The sequence below is a fragment of the Pseudoalteromonas sp. S1650 genome (assembly GCF_005887195.1).
GTDB lineage: Bacteria > Pseudomonadota > Gammaproteobacteria > Enterobacterales > Alteromonadaceae > Pseudoalteromonas > Pseudoalteromonas simplex.
In genome coordinates this window covers 116,354-134,453 of record NZ_PNDF01000008.1, presented here as the reverse complement: position 1 = coordinate 134,453, position 18,100 = coordinate 116,354, and the positions used below count along the sequence as shown (strand labels likewise).

Sequence of the window (18,100 nt, the reverse complement as noted above, 5' to 3'; positions counted from 1 at the left end):
ATCGCGGCCTTTTTTATACTTCACACTCTAAAACTGATTCAACTCTAGAGTTGGCTTTTGCCTTATAGAGTCTTTCAATCTCAATTTTTTGCTCATCGCTAACTTGCCAATTAAAGAATTGGCAGCTTTTTCCATTTACTAAATCTACTTTAAAAATAGTTAGAAATGCGAGCTGAGAGAACTCAACTGCAGCAATATCTTCAGTGTTAATATAACGCTTTTTAATTCCACGCGAATAACAAATTCCCGCTTTATAACAGTGTAAAAAGCGCAGTTGTAAGAAATTTAAAATAGTTATAAAGAGCAAAATAGGTAAAAGAAACAAAAGTAGCGATGTTCCAAGAAAAGTAACGCTTAATAAAACAAGAATAGCAAACGCTATCTTGGTTCCCTGTAGAGTCCAATTAGGACTTAACTTTATCGTTTTCATGAGGCTGAATCTTAAAATTTTAATGATAATAAGCTGACGTTTAATACAAAATGATTAAAGAATCATTCGATTGCTATTTTACAGAGTCTAAAAAAGGGACACAAGGTACAAAAAAATACTTTTGTACTAGAAAAAAGAAACCAGACCGCAACTCATTATAAAACCGCTACTTTTTACCTATAATAGATTTAAATTAAAATATTATAATTTATACCACTCATACCAATCCGCTTAATTAAGTTGTCTATTTTGAGGCAATAAAACCTCAAAATGATTAAGTATTATTGCGGGTTGGTATCACACCAATTCGTTTAATAAGCGGTCTATTTTAGGCAATAAAAAACCCGCAACAAGTGCGGGTTTTTTTAAAAGAAGTTAAAAGGCTAATTACTTAGCAGCTTTTTTCTCTTTTTCTGCAGCGATTACTGTTTCAGCAACGTTTGCAGGACATGGTGCGTAGTGTGAGAACTCCATAGAGAACTGACCACGACCAGAAGTGATAGTACGTAAGTGGCCGATGTAACCGAACATTTCAGAAAGTGGTACATCACCCTTGATGCGAACGCCCATTGCGCCAGCTTCTTGGTCTTTAATCATACCACGACGACGGTTAAGGTCACCGATTACGTCACCTACGTTGTCTTCCGGAGTGAATACGTCAACTTTCATGATTGGCTCAAGAAGTTGTGCACCCGCTTTAGGGATAGACTGACGGAAAGCGCCTTTAGCAGCGATTTCGAACGCGATTGCTGATGAGTCAACTGCGTGGAAAGCACCGTCGAAAAGTTCAACTTCAACGTCTAATACTGGGAAGCCAGCTAGAACACCTTCTTGCATCATTGATGCGAAGCCTTTCTCAACTGCAGGCCAGAATTCTTTAGGTACGTTACCACCAACAACTGATGAAGAGAACGTGAAGCCTGAGTTTTGCTCGCCTGGCTTGATGCGGTAATCGATCTTACCGAATTGACCAGAACCACCAGATTGTTTCTTATGCGTGTAGCTATCTTCGATTTCTTTCGTGATAGTTTCACGGTAAGCAACCTGAGGTTGACCAACAACTAGGTCTACGCCGTAAGTACGCTTAAGGATATCTACTTTGATATCTAAGTGAAGCTCACCCATACCTTTAAGGATGGTTTCGCCTGAATCTTCGTCAGTTTCAACTTGGAATGAAGGATCTTCTGCAACCATCTTACCGATAGCAACACCCATCTTCTCGTTACCGCCTTTGTCTTTAGGAGCAACAGCGATTGAGATTACTGGATCAGGGAAGATCATCGCTTCAAGTGTACATTCGTGCTTAGGATCACAAAGAGTGTGACCAGTTTGAACGTTCTTCATACCAATAACAGCGATGATGTCACCCGCTTGTGCTTCAGTAAGCTCAGTACGCTCGTCAGCTTGCATCTCAACCATACGGCCGATACGCTCTGTTTTACCAGTTGCTGAGTTAAGGATTGTGTCACCTTTCTTCATGCGACCAGAATAGATACGGATGAACGTAAGTGCACCGAAACGGTCGTCCATGATTTTGAATGCTAACGCTTTAAGTGGCTCATCTGCAGAAACAGTTGCTACTTCACCAGTAGGCTCACCTGTTTCAGGATCAGTTAGAGGTTGTGGGTCAACTTCTGTAGGCGAAGGTAGGTAATCTACAACCGCATCTAGTACTAGTTGCATACCTTTGTTTTTGAATGCAGAACCACAGTATGTTGGGAAGAACGCAAGGTCACGAGTACCTTTACGGATACAACGTTTGATGTCTTCTAAAGAAGGCTCTTCACCTTCCATATAAGCCATCATTAAGTCTTCGTCTTGCTCAACAGCAGACTCAACAAGCATTTCATGGTATTCATCAACTTTGTCTACCATGTCAGCTGGAACGTCTTGTACTTCGTAGTTTTCAGGAAGACCTGTCTCATCCCAAACATATGCTTTTTTCTCAAGTACGTCTACTACACCAGTGAATTGGTCTTCGATACCGATTGGTAAAGTCATCACTAATGGAGTTGCGCCTAGTACTTTTTTAACTTGATCAACTACACGGTAGAAGTCAGCACCCATACGGTCTAGTTTGTTTACGAAGATTACACGTGCAACTTCTGATTCGTTCGCATAACGCCAGTTAGTTTCTGACTGCGGCTCAACACCACCAGAACCACAGAATACACCGATACCACCGTCTAGTACTTTAAGTGAACGGTATACTTCTACTGTGAAGTCAACGTGTCCCGGAGTATCGATAACGTTTAAGCGGTGGCCTTTCCATTCACAAGTTACAGCTGCTGATTGGATTGTAATACCGCGCTCAGCTTCTTGTTCCATGAAGTCAGTAGTAGACTCACCGTCATGCGTTTCACCACTTTTGTGAATTTTACCCGTAAGCTTAAGGATACGCTCGGTGGTAGTAGTTTTACCCGCGTCAACGTGGGCGAAAATACCTATATTTCTGTACTTCGATAAATCTGCCATTATTTTACTCTTAATAAAGTCGAAAAATTATTCGGCGGGAGTATAGCATTACTTAAAGCGAACATCACCATCGAAGTCGCTTAAAATGCAATCAATTTTATAAAATTTTTCTATGCTCAGGATAAGCGGCACTTTTTAACGTGCCGAACAGTGAGTTTATGCTACTAAAATCGCTAATTTAGCGCTGATTTGGCATTTAAATGATGTGATTAGCTACTTGTCATTTTATAACAACGCTCGGGTCGCCCGATACTTCCGTAGCTCTGATCAGCACTGACTTGCTCAGCTTCAAGCAAGTATTCAAGGTAACGACGGGCTGTTGAGCGGCTTACGCCGACTAAATCACCCATTTGCTGAGCAGTAAAAGCCGTGCCAATATTCGCTTTAAAAGCTTTTAAGATCTTTTGCAAAGTGAGCTGATCCACCCCTTTTGGCAACCTGACCGGGGCTTTTAACTGTTCTTGCGATCCAAATAAAGTATCGACCATAGATTGGGTTACTTCATCGGCATCTGATAAACATTGTTGCCTTGCTTCGAATCGCGCCAGCGCTTGATCTAAGCGATTTAGCATTAATGGTTTAACTAAGAAATCACAGGCGCCAAGTTGCATGGCTTTTTCCAGTGTTTCTACTTCTTTTGCTGCGGTTAATAGCATTACTTCGCTTTTCATTTCTTCGCGGCGTAATTCATTAAGTAAATCAAGGCCATTGCCATCGGGTAAATGAATATCGAGCAAAATTAAATCGGCATTAATCGCCGATAATAGCGCTTTCGCAGTGGCAAGATTGCCTGCAATACCAACAACCTGATATTGCCCCTGACGCAGTGCTTGCCGCACCCCTTGTTGGCCAGCAACGCCATGAGGAAGTAATAAGTATTGCGCCAATAATTGGGCTACTTCAACTTCGTCTTCAACAATGACAACTGAGTAAGTCATGTTCTTTACCTTTTATTTATAGGCTGATCATTTTTTATTATTTTGGAATGTAGACACTTAAGCGTGCCCCCATCAGATCAGACTCACCTATTTCTAAACTACCACGACACGAATCTAAGTTGGTTTTAACTAAATAAAGGCCGATACCATGCTCAGCCCCTGACTTAGAACTGTATTGTGGTGTAAATATCACATCCTTGTCATCGCCTAAACCAAAACCGCTGTCTTCAACATCAAACAATAGTGTTTTACTGGTTTCATCAACCGTAACACGAACCTTAGGGGTACGTGTATCGCTAGCTCGAATAGCAGCTTCAATTGCGTTATCAATCAAATTGCCAAGTATCGAGACAACCCGTTCAAGCATATCTTTACGGGTGATCGATCCTAATAAGCTATCTGGATTAAGCTCAAGTATCACGTTTAATTCACGGGCTTTGTGGTATTTACCAACCAATAAACCTGCTAGTACCGGATCTTGGATCCTTTCGAGTAAATGATGGATCTGCGCTTGCGAGCCTTTACTTTCTTGACCAATTAACTCAATTGCCTGATCCGTTTGCCCCATTTGAATTAACGCACCAATTAAGTTTAGCTTGTTCGAGTAATCATGCGTTTGCACCCGCAATAACTCAGCAAAGGCTTGCACTTTAGTTAATTGCTGCGATAAATATTCAAGCTCATCCGCAGGGCGCATACTCAACAAAATACCATCAGCCTGACCTTGCACTTGCAATGCATATCGCGACAACACAATGCGTTTATCGGCGGCAAACAATTCAAAACCTACAATCGGGCGCTGTTGGTTATGCATCAAAAACTCGCTATGTTCAGGAAGCAAATCTGCAAGCTTAAGAGGCTGATGAATACAGCTAATCGGTTTACCGAGAATTTCGCAAGCACGTTGGTTTAAGTTACGCACGTTACCCTCAGGATCGAGAGCGATAATGCCGCTACGAACAGTGTTCAAAATAGCATCTTGCTCCGAGAACAACCGTGCTATTTCGTCAGGCTGTAAACCAAAAATAGCGTTACGTACCCGTTGACCGATATATACCGCAGCCAGAATGCTCAAGCCCACTAACAACAAGCCCCAAAGCATAATTTCAGCACTGCGAGCACGAATAAGCGGTTCAATTGATTGCACTAAAAAGCCAACCGATACCAAGCCGATGACTTCGCCCTGCTCTGAAAGCACGGGGACTTTGCCACGAATAGACTCGCCCAAACTCCCTTTTGCAATCGACACATACCGCTCACCACGTAGCGCCGCTTTACTATCACCACCCACCATCGGCTTACCGAGCTTGTCAGAGTCGGGGTGAACAATGCGGCGAGTATTTTTATCGCCAATTACGATAAAGCTGGCAGCGGTGAGTTCACGAATATGCTCTATTTGCGTATTTAACTCATCAAGCCCTTGCTTGGTTTGCAATGCATTTTGTACGTCATCCCGTGAGGCAATACTGGTTGCGAGCGCAAGCGCTTTATCACCCATGTGGTTATGTAAGCTTTCTGCAGTGATCTGATACACCAATGCGCCAAACAACACAGCCTGTAAAACACATAGACCGGTAACCCAAATAATGAGTCGCGTTTCTAAGCGCTTAGGTTTTTTAACCATATGCTGAAATGGGTTTAGCTTATTGGTGTATCTCATATCAGTGCCTTGTTCTACGCATGTTGCTCTGCTTGCGTAGCTGCTTTTTCTTTACGACGTTGGACAATATAGTCTTTCAGTGGGAACAACAACACTAAGATCGAAATCACAAAAATACTCAGTGTTAATGGGCGGTCCCATAAAAAGCTCAGCGAACCATCTGAAATCATCATGGCACGGCGGAAGTTTCGCTCAATCATATCACCGAGGATAAAGCCAAGTAATAAAGGTGCCATCGGGAAAGCTAACAATCGAAGCACCAAGGCCACCAGCGCAAAGCCCACCATCATAAATAAATCAAAGGTGTTAAATGACACTAAATACACACCAATTAAGCTGAAGAATAAAATCATCACGGTCAGCACAGATTTAGGCATTGCCAACACTTTAGCGAAATATGGGATCAACGGCAGATTCAAAATCAGCAGTACAATGTTGCCAAAGTACATACTGACAATGACAGCCCAAAATACGCTTGGGTTTTCTTGCATTAACATAGGGCCCGGCTGAATACCGTAAGCAATTAATGCCCCTAACATGATCGCTGTTGTACCAGAGCCTGGAATACCTAAAGTCAGTAATGGTACAAATGAGCCCGTACAGGCTGCATTATTAGCCGACTCAGGCGCCGCTAAGCCACGCATTGAACCCTTACCAAATTTATCTTTCAGTGCTTTTGGAGCAAGGTTACGCTCAGTAGCATAGGCCATAAAGCTGGCAATCGTTGCCCCTGCGCCCGGTAAAACACCGACTATAAAGCCAAGTAAAGATGAGCGGCCAACCACAGGAGCCATATCTTTTACTTCTTCTTTAGTCAGTTTTGTTGAACCAATTTTTGGCGTATCAGGATCGTCAATTTTTTTATCTGGCTCAGCTTCTGGGCGCGCCACATTAATCAGTGCCTCAGCCAACGCAAACGTTGCCATTGCTACTAATAAAAAGCTAATACCATCTAATAAATCAGCTTGGCCAAAAGTAAAGCGCTCGGTACCTGAAGAGGGATCAATACCTACCGTTGCCAGCATTAAGCCAAATACCGTCATCATCATAGCTTTTAAAAATTGCCCTTTATTAGAGAACGCAGCAATCGCCGTTAAGCCTAAAAACATCAGTACAACATAATCAGGCGACTGAAAACTTAATGACACTTTCGCTAATAATGGCGCAGCCACCATCAATAAAATGGCGCCAATGGTCCCGCCTATAAAGGATGAATAAGCTGCAATCGCAAGGGCTTTACCAGCCTTACCTTGTTTTGCTAGTGGGTAACCATCAAACGATGACGCTACTGTCCCCGCTACACCCGGCGCATTAATCAAAATAGAAGAAGTAGAGCCACCGAATATAGCCCCGTAGTAAACACCGGCCATTAAAATCATGCCCGAATCAGCACCGATGCTGTAAGTGATCGGGATCATCAACGCAATTGCAGTAATTGGACCAAGACCAGGTAGCATACCAATGAACGTGCCAACAAAGCAGCCTACAATCACATATAACAAGTTGTTCCAGTCGAGTACGGTCGACAAACCTAACATAATTCCATCAAGCATAACTTAACTCCACAGGTTGCCAGGTACTAAGTAAATGCCCAGTACTTGTGTCATTAAAAACCAAAAAACCACGGCCACAGGCACAGAAGCAAACAACAACACTGCCTTACGGCGTTCGCCCATGATAAAAAAGCCCGTAATTAAAAAGGCACTGGTGGCAATTAAAAAGCCGAACGGTTCAAGCATGGCGCTATAAGCAACCATTAAAACCAACAGTGCAAAGGTACGTAGTAAGTTGCCCTTACTGAGTAGATCTGCTTTTTCTGCAGGCGCTTGCTTTAATAAGTTGGCACCAATCGATAGTACACACACCACGATACCGAATACTGCATACACTTTTGGTAAGGTAGCAGAAGTAACGCTTTCGTACTCTTCAAATGGCATAAGTGGAATTTGCCAAGCCACAAGGGCGTAGAGAGTAAAGAGGACCAAGAATAAACTTGGTCCAATTAGTTCACGGTTTAACATCGTCTAACCTTAGCCTCGGATAAAACCAAGTTCTTTCATTACAACGCGTAATTGCGCTTCTTGCTGTTCAAGCGATTTAATAAACGCTTCTTTTTCTTGAAATAGATTTAGCCAACCATTACGAGCACGAACCGCTTCCCACTCAGGAGTTTGTTGTAGCTTACGTAGCTTTTCTGTGTACTCGGCTAGTTTGTCTGCTGGTAAATCTGGGGTTGCAAAAAAGCCGCGCCAGTTTACGAACTCCATGTCGTAACCTAGCGACTTTAAGGTTGGAATTGCTGGGTAATCTGGCAATTTATCTGCAGAAGTCACCGCTAAAATACGTGCCTGACCGCCATTCGCGACTTCGAGTGCTTCACTTAAGCCTGTTGAAAGTAAGTTGACCTCACCCGACAGTAAACCTGCTTTCGCTTTACCACCGGCATCGTAAGGAATGTAACGTAAACGACGACCATCAAGACCCGCCGCTTTCACCGCTTGTGCAGCCACTAAGTGATCCATGCTGCCGCGCGCAGAGCCACCTGCTACTTTTACAGAGCCTGGGTCTTTTTTCATGGCATCAATAACGTCTTGCCATGTTTTAAATGGTGAGTCATTACGCACAACAAACGCACCATAATCAGCAATCATGCTGGCAACTGGTGTTAAATCGCGATAGCTGTAAGGAATTTTGCCTGATAATGCGCGCAGTACGATAGGCGTTGAGTTAACCATCAACATATCGCCTTTTTTAGTGCCCGACTCAATCAAGTAAGCAATTGCACGGCCACCGCCGCCGCCCGACATATTCTGAAATGATGCATTATCTTCAATGCCCGCTTTGACCATTGCTTCACCGACACCACGTGCTGTAGTATCCCAACCGCCGCCTGGGCCACCCGGTACCAAAAAGTGTAAGTTTGCTAATGCCAGTGGGCTGGCTACTAATAATGAAGCTGCTAAAACAGATCTTTTTAATGATTTAAACATAGTCATAATGCACGACTCCTAAAATAAGTACTGCATACGAGCACTGATGCCCATACCTGAATCTTCATCACCTACCAGCGTAGAAGCACCGGCACCATCAACATCGCTGTAAATCAGGTTGCCCATAAATTTGATATCGCTGCTTAGATAATAAGATGTGCCTAATGTGTAAGTGGTTACGTCGGTACCTTGCTGTTTGCTGCTAGCGTTCATTTGTGACACACGGGCAACAAGTTCCCATGCATCTTTAATTCCTTTCGGTTGTACAAATAATGCTGAGCCTGCTTTGTAACGGCGCTGCTCACCACCTAAGAAGTAACTTGCCGAAACATGGAAGCCATCAAAACGTTCACCATCAAGTTCGTTGCTACTATCGACCGTATCAAGGTAACGGCTGGCATATTCAGCCTCTAGAGTGAATGCATTCGCTTGGTAGGCAAATTCAAGACCGCTTTGCGACATGCTATTTAGCGCTGCGGCTTCACCACCGACTGCGTAATCCACTAAGCGCACATTGGTTTCACGCACTTCACCACGGGCAAAACGAGCGCTCAAATCATTGTCGCCCATATCACGATAAGAATGCCAAGCACCTAAATGGATCACATCACCCGGCGCTGCACTTGACCAAGTTAAGCGACCTGTTACAGCCAATGTCAGTTTGTCATTTTCGTCATGGCCTGAAGCACCAAACGCATCGTTTTTGTAAACACCCACCGCGTAACGTAAGCCTGAATCTTTAAAGTATTGAGAAGCTGAGATACCCCAGCGGAAGAAAGGCGAGAAGGTGTTAGCAAGGGTGCTACGCTCAATGGTATTAATGTGTTTAGAACTGGTTAGCGCATTGAGCGACATGTCTTCACGGATTTTACCGGCTTTTACTTTTAAGCCGTTGTCGAATGCATAACGTACCCGCGCTAACACGATTTCAGCCGAGCCTTCAGAAAATTCGAGTAGTAATTTGTGATCCCAGTTACCATGTTCACTTTCAACATAAGTACGGATACGACGTGGGAAGAAGTCGCTGCCTCCAGCGCCATCATTGTCGGCATTGTAAGCACCGTCGAAATAGTTGTAATCAAGTTGCACGCGACCACCAAATTCTAGGTTGAAGCCGCTAGATGTTTTTAATGAATCCACTTCTTTTTGAAGTGCATCGAGTTGTTGCTGTAGTTGTTCAGTGTCGCTTTGTGCGAATGCTGATGTACTTGCTAACGCCGCTGCAACGGCTAAAGCGAGCTGTGTGTTACTTGCTTTCATGAATTACTCCACACCAGATTATAATTATTTGTTGTCGTTGATCGGCCTACTGCAAACGGCGATCTGGTTTGGAGCATAGTGTTAACGATAGATTAACGAAATGTTTAGGGGGTAAGTTGCATTGATGGTGATAAATGGCTTTTTGTTCATAAAACTCATGAACAAAAAGCACATTACTGGGGGTTAGTATAAAATCTAGGCAAATTAGCTGCTTAAAAGTCGCAAAACTAGCTAAAAGTCATCTCAGGAACGTCACCAGATACAATCAGCTTGCCCTGTGTTTTAGCAATAATCTCATCAACCGAAACACCCGGAGCACGCTCTAATAAATGAAATGCACCGTCTTTAATTTCTAAAAGTGCCAAATCGGTGATCACTTTATTGATACAACCAACGCCCGTTAACGGCAAACTACATTCGGTCAGCAGTTTTGATTCACCATGCTTGTTGGCATGGGTCATGGTACAAATAATGTTTTTAGCACCGGCCACTAAATCCATCGCACCGCCCATCCCTTTAACCAGCTTTTTCGGGATCATCCAACTGGCTATGTTGCCGTTTTGGTCTACTTCAAACGCGCCCAGCACGGTTAAATCAACGTGGCCGCCGCGGATCATGGCAAAGCTTTCTGCAGAGCTAAATATAGCCGCCCCCGTTGCAGCGGTGACCGTTTCTTTACCTGCGTTGATCATATCAGCATCAACTTGGTCTGCACTTGGGTATGGCCCCATACCGAGTAAACCATTTTCTGATTGCAGCATCACTTCGATGCCATCAGGGACATAATTAGCGACCAAGGTTGGAATACCTATACCTAAGTTAACGTAGTAACCATCCTGTAGTTCCATCGCCACGCGTTTAGCGATTTGTTCTCGTGATAATGCCATCAGCGTGCTCCTTATTGATTCTCTTGCTTAGTGGTAACTTTCTCGATGCGCTTTTCAAATTCACCTTTAATCACTCGGTCAATATAGATACCCGGCGTGTGAATTTGGCTTGGCTCTAGCTCCCCTGGCTCAACAATTTCTTCAACTTCAAGAACCGTAATTTTGCCAGCGGTTGCTGCCATCGGATTAAAGTTCATCGCCGTATGACGATAAATGCAGTTACCATAACGATCTGCTTTCCACGCTTTAACTATCGCAAAGTCGCCAGTAATGCTTGGCTCCAATAAATAGTCACGACCATTAATATTGCGGGTTTCTTTACCGTCAGCCACCGGTGTACCGACACCCGTTGCGGTATAAAATGCAGGAATACCCGCGCCGCCAGCACGCATTTTTTCAGCTAAGGTGCCTTGCGGTGTCAGCTCAACTTCTAGTTCACCATTTAATAGTTGCTGCTCAAATAACGCGTTTTCACCAACGTAAGAGGCAACCATCTTGCTGATTTGCTTGTCTTCAAGTAGCACCCCTAAACCAAAACCATCAACACCACAGTTATTCGATACCACGGTTAAATCTCGGGTGCCTTGACGTTTAATTTGCGCAATCAAGCCTTCAGGAATACCGCATAAGCCAAATCCACCGGCTATCACTGTCATGCCATCTTCAAGGCCAGCCATTGCTTCGCTATAACTTGTAACTACTTTATCAAAACCTGCCATTGGCTCCTCCTATTGTGCAGTCCAACCGCCATCAATGGCGATTGCTTGGGCGGTAATATTGCGTGCTGCATCGGCCATTAAAAAGCTAACGGTATGCAGGATCTCATCTAAGCCGATAAATGCTTTTTTCGGCATTGGTGCTAGCATAATTGTGTCGATCACTTGTTGCTCAGAAATGCCATGTTCTTTGGCTTGCGAGGCAATTTGTTGCTCCACAAGCGGCGTTTTTACATAGGCTGGGCACACAGTATTAATCGTGATGTTGGCATCACCAGTTTCGAGTGCCATGGTTTTAGCAAAGCCGATTAAGCCATGTTTTGCAGCGATATAAGCCGACTTATATTTAGACGCCACCATGGCATGAATTGAGCCAATATTAATGATGCGACCAAAATCTTGCTCACGCATGCGAGGGAGTACCGCCTTGGTCATCATCGCCGGGCCAACGAGCATAACTTGCTGTAAGAACTGCCATTTATCAGCAGGAAAATCTTCAAGCTTTGCCACGTGCTGAATACCTGCATTATTAATAAGTACATCAATTGGCTGATTAAGCTCAGTGAAAAACTGCTCAATTGCATCACTATCTGCCACATTAAGCGCATACCCTTCGGCGCTACCACCTTGCTCAACAATGCCTGCCGCCGCTTGTTGTGCTGCTTGCTGATTTAAATCAGTCACAATAATAGTGTGACCTTGCATCGCCAGTTGCTGGGCAACATATAGACCAATCCCACTGGCTGCACCGGTAATTAAAACTGTTTTGCTCATCGGGTTACTCCTCTAAAAACTCACTGATAAGCTGCGCTTTCGGGGCGATTGAGAAAATGCCATCAAGGTGTCCCCAGCCCCCTTCAATTTCTGAAATCTCAACGTCTTTACCTGCCGCTTTCATGGTGTCAAAAACGGTGCGCATGTTTTCAGGGCGAAGCAGTAAGTCGTTCGTTGCGGGTAGTAATAATGTTTTGGCAGAGACATTTTTAAGTGCCGTTGTTAAATCGCTTTGCATACCAGCGGTAAATAGTTGTGATGCCCGGACCAAATAAAGTACATGGTTTGCATCTTGGGTTTTAGCTCGTGCCATTGCGCGCTGAGCGAGTACTTGGTTTAACTTAGGCAAGGTACGAATATCTTTTAATGCACCTTCATCCAATACATTAAAGTCAGGGAAGCTCGCGTTATAAATAATTGGATGCATCGCATCTTGCGTAATATTAAGCATGGTTGCCGCTAAACCATCTAACGGGCGCTCTTTGCCGTAGTAATTACCTTGCTGCCAGTTTTTATCTAGACGAATTGGTAACGCCCATTTTTCAAGTGCAGCGACTGTCCATGCATCCATCGTTGCAGCGCCAATCACATGAATTAAACGCTCTACTTTATCTGGGTAACGAGTAGCCCACTCAAGTGCTTGAAACGACCCCATTGATGCACCCATCACAGCATGTAATTTAGTGATTCCTAGGCTGTCGAGTAAACGCTTTTGCACATTCACAAAGTCAGTAATCGTAACCACAGGGAAATCCAAACCATAAGGTTTACCTGTTTTTGGATTAGTTGACGCAGGGCCTGTGGTGATTACATTTTCATCATGCCAGTTGGCGTTCACTAAGGTATCTGAGCTAATCACATAATATTTATTGGTATCGATAGCTTTACCTGGGCCGATAATCGCATCCCAATAACCCGGTAGGGCATCATCCGCTTTATATTTACCTGCGGCATGAGAAGTACCAGAGAAGTAATGAGTGATTAAAATCACGTTATCTTTATTGGCGTTTAGTTTTCCGTAACTTTCCCAACCAATATCCACTTGCTCTAACGTCACACCAGACACAGTGGTAAAATCTTTTGTCGTAAAATGCTGCTTTTCCACCAGCATGGTGTCGGCTTTGTTTGCAGCGCCATACGCGGTGCTACTAAATACAACCAGCCATAGCAAAATTATTAATTTGGTTTTCATTGCTGTTCCTTAAAAGAAAATAAAGAGTCCGAGTGCCAATGCGACACCGATAAGCGGAATGACCGCAGTCAGCGCTGCCATTGACCAATACGCTCGTTGATGCGTTTCTTTACAGATAGCGCGTATTGTTGTGACCACATAACCATTATGCGGCAAGGTATCGAGGGCTCCAGAGCTAATTGCTACCACACGGTGCAGTTGTTCAGGGTTTACACCCATGTCTAAATAACCTGGTGCGACAAGGGGTAATGCGATGGCTTGTCCGCCAGAAGCAGATCCTGTTAAGCCGGCAATTACACTCACCGCAACCGCAGCACCAACCAACTCATTCCCCGGCATATGGGTCATCACATTGACAGCGGCGGTAAATGCCGGTGATACTTTCGCCACAGCGCCAAAACCAACCACAGCAGCGGTATTACCGATTGCCACTAAAGCGCCGGTTGTACCAACATTAATAGCGTTACCCATATCGTGAAAATGCTTAAAATTGATAATCACAATACTCAGTACACCACCAAGCAAAGCGACAATAAGCGCGGTTTGCTGCAGTACATCATGTAGCGTAAATGATAAAAGTAGCACCACAATAAGCGGGATCACACCCGTGATTGGATGCGGACGACGACGCTCAATAATGACAGGATCATCATCACGCGCTTCAAAGGTTTCGCCATTAGCAACGGCTTTTTTGATCATCTTGTTCAACCAAAAGTAACCTGCTGTCGCCATGAAAATAGCGACCACTAAGCTCACTTCCCACGCTGCATAGGGTGACGTACCAAGGTGCTTAACCGGGATCCAGTTTTGAATTTCTGGCGAGCCTGCCGAAGTCATGGTAAAGGTCACCGAACCAAATGCCAGCGTTGCTGGAATAAAGCGGCGCGGTAAGTTTGCATCTTTAAACAGACTTAATGCCATTGGATAAACGGAAAACGCAACAATAAAGACGCTCACGCCACCGTAGGTTAAAACAGCACAGGCAATCACAACCGCAAGAACGGCGTGCTTCATACCTAGTTTACCCACAATGTAGCTTGCAACACTGTCTGCAGCACCGGTGTCTTCCATGAATTTACCGAACAACGACCCCAGTAAGAACATAAAAAACCACGCACTTAAGAAGCCTGCAAAGCCATCCATATAGGCGTTAATAAAGTTTGTATCTGCCGATACAGGGAAAATGGCCATGCCACTACTAAGTGCAACTAACAGTGCACAGATTGGCGCAGCGATAAATAAATTTACCCCACGCAGCGTTAAAATGATCAGCAGTATTAAACCGCCTAACAGTCCTATCATGCTCAGCATAGACATTCCTATAATTATTGTTATTACACAGATGAGGTGACATCGGAATAATGCTTTCAGTCTTACCCTAAGCGTTCAAAAAATACATAACACTAAGGTACTATCTGCTTTAAAAATAGCTTAATTGCTTGATAAATAAAGGGCTGTGACGGGTATAGCACTATGGTACTAATTCAATTTTTGCAACTATCTTCTACATTAATTGACAGGTGACACGGGCAAATCTTATTCAGTCTTCGGCAACATCGATGTGAGTGGCCATAAGACTAATGACAACAATAACAAGGAATACAACATGATAAAGCTTAACCCAAAAGTCGCGCCACTTACTCTGGCTGTATCACTTGCTTTGGCAGGTGTCAGTGCTCAAGCGGCAGAACAAGCCGAACCTGCAGCAAAAAAAGGTGAACTTGAACGTATTCAGGTAACAGCACGTAAAACTGTTGAAAACCTGCAAGAAGTGCCAGTCGCAGTCACTTCAATTGGTGCTGAAGAGCTAGCTGAAAATGGCATCGTCGTCATGACCGAAGTTCAGCAGTTCTCGCCAAATACTACCTTGCAAGCAAGCCGTGGTACTAACTCTACAATTACTGCGTTTATTCGTGGTGTAGGTCAACAAGATCCACTTTGGGGTTATGAGCCGGGTGTAGGTATCTATATTGATGATGTTTATCTTGCTCGCCCTCAAGGTGCCGTGCTTGATCTACTTGATGTTCAACAAATCGAAGTATTACGCGGCCCGCAAGGGACGCTTTACGGTAAAAATACCATTGGTGGTGCCATTAAATACGTCACCAAAGAAATGAGCGGTGATGCAACATTAAATATTCAAGGCACTGTAGGTAGCTATAACCAAAAAGATTTAAAAATCACTGGCCAATTACCGATTGTTGACGAAAAACTTTACGTGGGTTTTGGTTTTGCAACGCTTAACCGTGATGGCTTTGGTGAGTTTTTAACATCGGCTCTTGATAACCAAGACCGCGAAAACTACAACAAAGACGTAACCGCAGCTCGTGTTACACTCGAATACACACCGACTGATGACTTATTCTTCCGCCTCGCGTGGGATAAAACAGAAGACAAATCAAACGCAAAAGGTGGTTACCGTTTACTACCAAGTATTCTTACTGATGCACCAGTTCCAGACAGCGTGTATGACTCTTACACCAGCTTACCAACATGGAATAAAGTTGAACTCGAAGGTTACAGCCTAACTGCTCGTTGGGATATGACTGACAGCACTAGCATTAAATATATCGGTTCAAGCCGTGAGAGCTACTCACCAACCAATATCGACTTTGATAACACGTCACTGCAAATTTTCGACGTACCTGCTATTTACGATGATGAGCAAACGACTCACGAGTTGCAGCTAAATCATCAAGGCGATAACTACAAATTGGTTTCAGGTCTTTACTACTATGATGGTGAATCTTGCGGTCAATTTGAGGCTATTTTAGGTATCTTAGGTCAAAGTCTAGGTGCTCCGGGTCTGACTCGTGAAGTAAGCGGCTGTAGTAACTCAAACAGTAAAGCAGCGTATATCCAAAGCTCGATTGATTTAACAGATAAATGGTCAATGACACTCGGCGCACGTTACACCAAAGACAAAAAAGAAGCGCAGGTTAACAATGGCCTAATCTTTGACATTGTTTACCCTGAATCAGGTTGGGTACCAGGTTACACTCGCCCAGAAGGTCAGCTTGTACCAACGGTACTCGATGATGAAGAAGAATGGTCACGCTTCACACCACGTGCTGGCGTTGAATACCAGTACAATCGTGACATCATGTTCTTTGCAAGTTATGCGCAAGGCTTTAAGTCAGGTACTTTCAATCCACGTGCAACCACTGCAGAGCCAGCTGCAAAGCCAGAAATCGTCGATTCATTCGAAATCGGTATGAAGAGTGAGTGGAACAACAACTTACGTGCAAACGTCACGTTATTCACCCTTGACCATAAAGACCGTCAATATATTTCGGTATTACCGGGCGATAGCGCAGCAGATCTGAACCAACGTTTAGGTAACATTGGTGAGTCAACCTCAGATGGTATCGAGCTTGAACTAAACTATGTTGCATCAGAATCACTCAGCTTTGATGCGTCAGTGGGTTACATCGATAGTAACTTCGATAACGTAATTGATTACGACCCAGAAACCGGTGAAGCATTCGATAAATCAGACCGCTTTACGGTATCAAACACACCTGACTTAACCTTTAACCTGGGTGCAACGTACCGTATGTACACAGAAATGGGTGACTTCGTTATCAATGGTAACTACTACCACAGAGGCGACTACGCGCTATTTGAAGAAGATAGCCTACTAACGCAAGATGCTTACGGTATTTTTAATATGGGTATTACTTGGTACAGCACAGATGGTCACTGGACGGCAGGTCTTTACGGTAAAAACTTAACGGACGAAGAGTACATGATTGGTGGTTACCAGTTCGTGGCACCGGATCCAACAGACCCAACAGATACCAGCAAATACACACCAGGTTTAGGTGGTGATAATACGCTAATTGGTTACTACGGCGACCCTCGCACTGTAGCCTTCACTGTTGGTTACCGTTTCTAAAATAGAATCTAAATCCTTGTGTGAGAAAGGTTTGTCTGAAACTTCCCCTCAGGCAAACCTTGTTTCAAAAGGCAAAATCACTTATAACATAACGCATTGGAGAATCGAGGGAATGTCTTTAGCTGTGAACACCATAATCGCCGATGATCACCCGTTATTTAGAAGTGCGCTGCGTCAAGCTGCCGCGACATCAGTGCCTGAAGAACATATTAAAGAAACCAGTGACATTGATGGTTTGTTTGCACTGTTAAGCGCTCATCCTGAGATTGAACTGATATTTTTAGACCTTACGATCCCAGGTGCAAATGGCCTGCAAGCCCTTTCGCAACTGCGTAACCACTACCCTGATATCTTGGTAATCATGGTCTCTGCCAATGAGACACCCGCCATAATCAAACAAGCGATGAGCCTTGGCGCTGCTGGCTATATTCCTAAGTCATCTTCTTTAGATGTTATTAGTGAAGCAATTAGTCATGTACTCAATGGCGACACTTGGTTACCACCTGAAGTGGATTTAACCGATGTGGTGATCAACGACGAACAAAGCGAATTTGCTCGTAACCTTGAAAAACTAACTCCGCAGCAATACCGCGTACTAGCGATGATTGCCGACGGTTTATTGAATAAACAAATCGCCTTTGAAATGTCGATTCAAGAAACCACAATAAAACAACATGTGTCAGCGATTTTACGCAAACTTAATGTCTATAACCGCACCCAAGCAGGCATTTTGTTTAACCAGCTTTCGCAGGTTGGCAAAATCGAAGAAAGCTAATTTAAGCATTCACTCCCAGTTTTAAAACTCGCTTTCCCAGTAGTGGGAAAAGCTCACGTTGCAAAAGATAAAAAGTTACTACTTTTCAACACCTTAACTTTTGGC

The 18,100-nt window shown here is 43.9% G+C and carries 15 protein-coding genes; 2 read left to right on the top strand and 13 right to left on the bottom strand.

The genetic code is table 11. From position 1 onward, the window contains the following. Positions 1-13: 13 nt before the first annotated feature. The 13 genes from CWB80_RS01790 to CWB80_RS01730 all read right to left on the bottom strand — a co-directional run bounded on the left by CWB80_RS01790 (position 14) and on the right by CWB80_RS01730 (position 14,633). A complete protein-coding gene (locus CWB80_RS01790; protein WP_138599083.1) occupies positions 14-430 on the bottom strand; it encodes a hypothetical protein in 417 nt (138 codons plus the stop codon). Between the two features lie 387 nt (positions 431-817). Beyond that, entirely contained in the window at positions 818-2,905 is a 2,088-nt protein-coding gene (gene fusA / locus CWB80_RS01785) for an elongation factor G (protein WP_138599084.1), read from the bottom strand. A 209-nt stretch (positions 2,906-3,114) separates the two neighbouring features. Continuing rightward, positions 3,115-3,843, bottom strand: a complete 729-nt coding sequence (locus tag CWB80_RS01780; RefSeq protein WP_138599085.1) for a response regulator — start codon at positions 3,841-3,843, stop codon at positions 3,115-3,117. Between the two features lie 37 nt (positions 3,844-3,880). Then, on the bottom strand, positions 3,881-5,503 hold the full coding sequence (locus CWB80_RS01775; protein WP_138599086.1) for an ATP-binding protein: 1,623 nt from the start codon (positions 5,501-5,503) through the stop codon (positions 3,881-3,883). 14 nt (positions 5,504-5,517) lie between these two features. Beyond that, on the bottom strand, positions 5,518-7,056 hold the full coding sequence (locus CWB80_RS01770; RefSeq protein WP_054552331.1) for a tripartite tricarboxylate transporter permease: 1,539 nt from the start codon (positions 7,054-7,056) through the stop codon (positions 5,518-5,520). Positions 7,057-7,059: 3 nt separating this feature from the next. Beyond that, complete coding sequence (locus CWB80_RS01765; RefSeq protein WP_054552330.1) at positions 7,060-7,524, bottom strand: tripartite tricarboxylate transporter TctB family protein; 465 nt, start codon at positions 7,522-7,524, stop codon at positions 7,060-7,062. A 9-nt stretch (positions 7,525-7,533) separates the two neighbouring features. Then, positions 7,534-8,499 carry a Bug family tripartite tricarboxylate transporter substrate binding protein gene (locus CWB80_RS01760; RefSeq protein WP_370316435.1) on the bottom strand — a complete coding sequence of 322 codons (966 nt, stop codon included), beginning with the start codon at positions 8,497-8,499 and terminating at the stop codon, positions 7,534-7,536. A gap of 12 nt (positions 8,500-8,511) precedes the next feature. After that, positions 8,512-9,753: an OprO/OprP family phosphate-selective porin gene (locus CWB80_RS01755; protein ID WP_138599087.1), complete on the bottom strand. Its 1,242-nt coding sequence runs from the start codon at positions 9,751-9,753 to the stop codon at positions 8,512-8,514. A 227-nt stretch (positions 9,754-9,980) separates the two neighbouring features. Beyond that, positions 9,981-10,640, bottom strand: coding sequence for a 3-oxoacid CoA-transferase subunit B (locus CWB80_RS01750; RefSeq protein WP_054562936.1), 660 nt, complete (start codon positions 10,638-10,640; stop codon positions 9,981-9,983). Positions 10,641-10,651: 11 nt separating this feature from the next. Continuing rightward, on the bottom strand, positions 10,652-11,359 hold the full coding sequence (locus tag CWB80_RS01745; RefSeq protein ID WP_063527828.1) for a CoA transferase subunit A: 708 nt from the start codon (positions 11,357-11,359) through the stop codon (positions 10,652-10,654). 9 nt (positions 11,360-11,368) lie between these two features. Further along, complete coding sequence (locus tag CWB80_RS01740; RefSeq protein WP_054552326.1) at positions 11,369-12,130, bottom strand: 3-hydroxybutyrate dehydrogenase; 762 nt, start codon at positions 12,128-12,130, stop codon at positions 11,369-11,371. Between the two features lie 4 nt (positions 12,131-12,134). Further along, positions 12,135-13,322 carry an E22 family MetX-like putative esterase gene (locus CWB80_RS01735; protein ID WP_138599088.1) on the bottom strand — a complete coding sequence of 396 codons (1,188 nt, stop codon included), beginning with the start codon at positions 13,320-13,322 and terminating at the stop codon, positions 12,135-12,137. A 9-nt stretch (positions 13,323-13,331) separates the two neighbouring features. Further along, positions 13,332-14,633, bottom strand: coding sequence for a GntP family permease (locus CWB80_RS01730; RefSeq protein WP_138599089.1), 1,302 nt, complete (start codon positions 14,631-14,633; stop codon positions 13,332-13,334). A 295-nt stretch (positions 14,634-14,928) separates the two neighbouring features. Between CWB80_RS01730 and CWB80_RS01725 the strand changes: the two genes are divergently transcribed. Together CWB80_RS01725 and CWB80_RS01720 are read left to right on the top strand one after the other, a co-directional pair. Beyond that, on the top strand, positions 14,929-17,220 hold the full coding sequence (locus tag CWB80_RS01725) for a TonB-dependent receptor (protein WP_138599090.1): 2,292 nt from the start codon (positions 14,929-14,931) through the stop codon (positions 17,218-17,220). Positions 17,221-17,332: 112 nt separating this feature from the next. Next, positions 17,333-17,995: a response regulator transcription factor gene (locus CWB80_RS01720; protein WP_054552322.1), complete on the top strand. Its 663-nt coding sequence runs from the start codon at positions 17,333-17,335 to the stop codon at positions 17,993-17,995. Positions 17,996-18,100: the final 105 nt, after the last annotated feature.